The organism is Planctomycetota bacterium, assembly GCA_038746835.1.
Lineage (GTDB): Bacteria > Planctomycetota > Phycisphaerae > Tepidisphaerales > Tepidisphaeraceae > JBCDKH01.
Genome location: JBCDKH010000251.1, coordinates 1 through 4,120, shown reverse-complemented (window position 1 = coordinate 4,120; position 4,120 = coordinate 1). Strand labels below are relative to the sequence as shown.

At 63.0% G+C, this 4,120-nt stretch carries 3 protein-coding genes; all 3 read right to left on the bottom strand.

The genetic code is table 11. The features are described 5' to 3' along the window. Nucleotides 1-240: 240 nt before the first annotated feature. The gene (locus tag AAGI46_16075; protein MEM1013726.1) at nucleotides 241-585 is read right to left on the bottom strand and encodes a TRL-like family protein; all 345 of its coding nucleotides are present in this window, start codon (nucleotides 583-585) and stop codon (nucleotides 241-243) included. 184 nt (nucleotides 586-769) lie between these two features. Beyond that, nucleotides 770-1,960, bottom strand: coding sequence for a xylose isomerase (gene xylA / locus AAGI46_16070; GenBank protein ID MEM1013725.1), 1,191 nt, complete (start codon nucleotides 1,958-1,960; stop codon nucleotides 770-772). A gap of 125 nt (nucleotides 1,961-2,085) precedes the next feature. Beyond that, nucleotides 2,086-4,053 (bottom strand): hypothetical protein, encoded by a 1,968-nt coding sequence (locus AAGI46_16065; protein ID MEM1013724.1) that lies wholly within the window; start codon nucleotides 4,051-4,053, stop codon nucleotides 2,086-2,088. Nucleotides 4,054-4,120 lie beyond the last annotated feature (67 nt).

Genomic DNA, 4,120 nt, shown 5'->3' with positions numbered 1-4,120 from the left:
TCGATATCTGGTAAGGCGTCCGGATCGACATCCGGCAGCACGGTGCACAGGTCTCGCAGCTTCATGTGCCTCCTGCACGAGGTCGAAATCGCTCGGCATCCGTGCCATCGCGTCGGTTGGGAAGGTATCAGCGGACGACGACGGCGTCCATGCGAAGCGGTGTTGGCTGCGGCAAAACGCAAGCCGGCCGCCCCTTTCGGAGCGGCCGGCTGGAGCCTTGTGGGCTGTCGGTTCGGGAGATTACTCGCCCGAGACGACGGTGGTAACCGTCGAGTAGATGCCGAGGATGTTGGTGACCTTGGTGTCAACCGTCATGACCTCGGAGATGCCACCGTTGGAGGCAGCGGTGCGGATGCTGGCGTCGCCGGTGGCGACGAGGCCCAGGATGCTGGTGATCATGGCCTCACCCGACTTGGTGCCGACCGTGCCGCCGCCGTTGGCGTATGCCGGGTAGGTGTAGTCGGAGTAGAGGAAGCCAGGGGCGTACGCGACGCCAACGCCTGAGCCGGCGTAGCAGCCGGTGCCGGCGACAGCGGCGGTGCCCAGAGCGGCGGTAGCCAGGAACTTGCTCGCAATGTTGCGCATCAGTCTTGTCCTTGAAAAAAGAGAACGGTCGGTGTGGTCGGTCATCGGTCGGGACCCTCCCGGCGATGCCGAATCCCCATTTTCGGTCCATGAACCTAGGGCACCATCGGCGCAGTCGCAACAAATCATCCATTCCGCGTCCACAGAACATCCTCGCCTTCCGCGTCAGCAGCTACAGCCGCTGCTACCGAACCCCCATCAGGATCTCCGTCGTCAGCTGATCCAACCGCTCGTATGGCAAGTCGACAGCACCCAGCGCTTCGCGCCGGAAGTCGGTGGCCATGAGCTGTTTCGCGTTCGTCTTACTGAACCGCTTCGTCAGTCTTGAAGAGGCATCGCTCACATTGATCTGCCGGATCAGCCGCTGAATCTCGCGGTCTTCGTTCCAGCGACGAGCTTTGTCGGCCAGGATCATGTACGTCCGCATGCTGCCCTTGGCGAAGGCCAGGACGTCCTTGTAGCCGGACTGGCGATAGGCGTGACTGTCGAAGTGCCGTGGGCCGCGGTACTTGTGGTCTTCGAGCAGCTTCACGAGGAAGAACGCATGCTTCAGGTTCGCGCTGCCAAAACGGAAGTCTTGGTCGTAGCGGCCGAACTCCTGGTCGTTGAGATCGATGTGGAAGAGCTTCCCGGCTTCGAGTGCCTGCCCGACGTGGTGCACGAAGTTCAGCCCTGCCATGTGCTCGTGGGCGACCTCCGGGTTCACGCCGCACATCTCGGGGTGGTCGAGCGTCGGGATGAGCGCGAGATAGCTGCCCGTGACGGCGAAGTAGATGTGGCCGCGCGGCTCGTTGGGCTTGGCTTCGAAGGCGAACTTGTAGCCATAACCCTGGTCTTTGCTGTACGCGCACAGGAAGTTGATCGCCTCGCGGAAGCGTTTGATGCTTTCGGTCGGGTCCTTGGTCGCGTCCGACTCTGTCCCCTCTCGTCCGCCCCAGAAAACATACGTCTTGGCACCGAACTCGGCACCGAGGTCCATCGCCCGCATGGTCTTCTGGATCGCATAGCTGCGGACGCGGGCGTCGTTGCTGGTGAAAGCGCCGTCCTTGAAGCACGGATGCGTGAAGAGGTTGGTCGTCGCCATCGGCACCTTCAGGCCGTTAGCACGAAGGGCCTTTTTGAAGTCCTTCTTGATGGCGTCGGCTTCGGAGGCGGTGGCGTCAATGGGGATGAGGTCGTTGTCGTGGAAGTTCACGCCGAACGCCCCGGCCTCGCCGAGGAGGTCGCAGAGTTCGGTGACGTTTTTTTTGTGCCGGGTCGGGCTGCCGAACGGATCGCCGCCGACATGGCCGACGGTCCAGAGGCCGAAGGTGAACTTCATCTTCGGATCCGGGGCGTAGGGATCGGCTGCGCGCTTGCTGGTTTTCTTGGCCATGTTGGGCAGTAAACCGGCAATGAGCGTCGGAGGCAACGAACCACTGCGCACGAAGCCGGCCCGCCGCGAGAACGCGGCGGGCCGGGGACGGTGTTGCAAATTCAACCTCCTGAGGTCCGGTCGGCTCAGGCGAACAGCGATTCGTCGTTGGCGTTGAAGCCGAAGTTCGCCCGCAGGATGCCGAAGTCGGCCAGGTCGACGTTGCCGTCGCCGTTGGCATTGCCCTGGCTGAAGAGCGAGCTGGAACCGAAGCCCGAACGCAGCCGACCGAAGTCGGCCAGGTCGACGGTGCCGTCGACGTTGAAGTCGGCGAACGAGGTGCCGATCAGCGTCTGGATCAGGACAGCCGCGTCGCTGCCGACAGCACTGCCGAGCGTGACGACGTCGTCGCCGGTCAGGTCGAGCGCTTCCTGCTCGCTGGCGGTGCCGTTGACGCCCGCGTAGAGCGTGTCGACGTCGTCAGCGGTGACCAAGCCGTCCTGGAGGAACGAGTCACCGAAGGTGAAGGTCCGCAGAACGTTGCTTCCGATGAACGGGAAGATGTTGTTCAGGCCGTCGACTTCACTGTAGACGAGCGACTGCGTGTTGATGTCGATGACGTAGACGTCCTCGACGTCGCTCACCGAGCCAGCACCGCTGAAGTCGTTGTCGAAGATGTAGAGGTGGTCCTTGGCACGATCGAAGACGCTGAAGCGTCCATCGACGTCTTGCGCGTTCGCATCATCATCCGGGAACGTGACAGCCGTCTTGGTCGGCGTGCCGATGATGCCGTTGACGTAATCGATCGGGACGAACTGGACGCTGGGTGCTTCGCCGTCGAAGAAACCGCTCTCGACGATGATGAGGTTGCCGTTCTCGTCGACGTCGAAGTTGGCGAGGTCGCCGTCGTTGGACGTGGTCGAGACGGCCGGGTCTTCATCGAGCTGGAAGCGGTTGGTCGGGTTGAACGTGCCGCCGTCGGTGTTCTGGAAGATGTCGGCCGGGACGAACGTGCGAGTCGAAAGATCAAGCTCGTACAGGCCAAGCTCGTCCTTGAACTCCGGGTTGTCCATGGTCGGGCCGTCGTCGTCGCTGGCCCAGAAGCCGACGAAGTCGGGCGTGGTGACGTAGCGGATGCCGAAGCTGTCGGCCGGGAACGTGCCGTCGAGGTTGATGAAGCCGTCGAGCTCGTACTTGTTCCAGCTTTCGCTGACGCCGGGGCCGTTGTAGCCGCCGAGCAGCTGCGGATCGAGGAAGGGATCGACGCTCGACGGATCGGTGGCAAAGCCCGGATCGGTCGAGACGCGCTCGATGGTGCGCGGAACGAAGTTGTCGTCGGTCGCCCCGTCGACGCCGTCTTCTGCGATCTGCTCGAGGAAGAGGAGTGTGTCAGCGTCGATGAACTGGAGCGTCGCGGGCTCCGGCCGAGCGCTCGACGATGAGTCGAAGAACTGCGTGCCGGTGCCGGTCGGCTGGGCACGCGGGATCTCTGCGATCTTTTCGACAACGCCCGGGAGGAAGACGATGTCGTTGCTCGGGTCGAGGTCGGAGTTGTCGCGATCCTCGGGAATGCCAAGCTCAAAGGCCGGGCTCAGGTCGCTACCTGAAACGTTGGGCAAGCCGGTTGGGCCGGTGCCAATGTTGAACTGGTCGAAGACTGCGAGGTAGTCGTACCCGTCAACGCCGACCGTCGGGAAGTAGAGCACGCCCGGGGCGCGGCTGTTGGTGACGAAGTCGTTGTACGCCGCAGCGAAGTTAAAGCGGTAGAGGTCGTAGTCGCCGTCGGTTTCGAGCGTTCCGTTGTCGACATCGCCGGCATTGCCGCTGTCGCCGGAGAGGACGTACGTGTCGCCGTTGGCCGGGTTGGTCGCGATGCCGAACGGATCCTCGTCGTTGTTGTTCGGGCTGTCCTCGTAGCCGCCGATCGAGAAGGCGGGCGTGTCGCCGAATCCACCGAAGGAGGACTCGCCGACGTCGGAGATGTCGTAGTAGGAGATCGGCTCGCTGGCGAGCTCGACGTTGGGGAAGGCGACAAAGCTGGGAGCGCCGAACGTGTCGACGGCGAGAAGCCGGCGAAATTCAAGGTTTTCGATGTTGGTCTTACGGGTGGTCATGAGCATTCGTCTCCGGGGAGGCGTCAGTCGGGGTTGAGCAACGAGACCCGGGCGCTTTGCCAGGGCG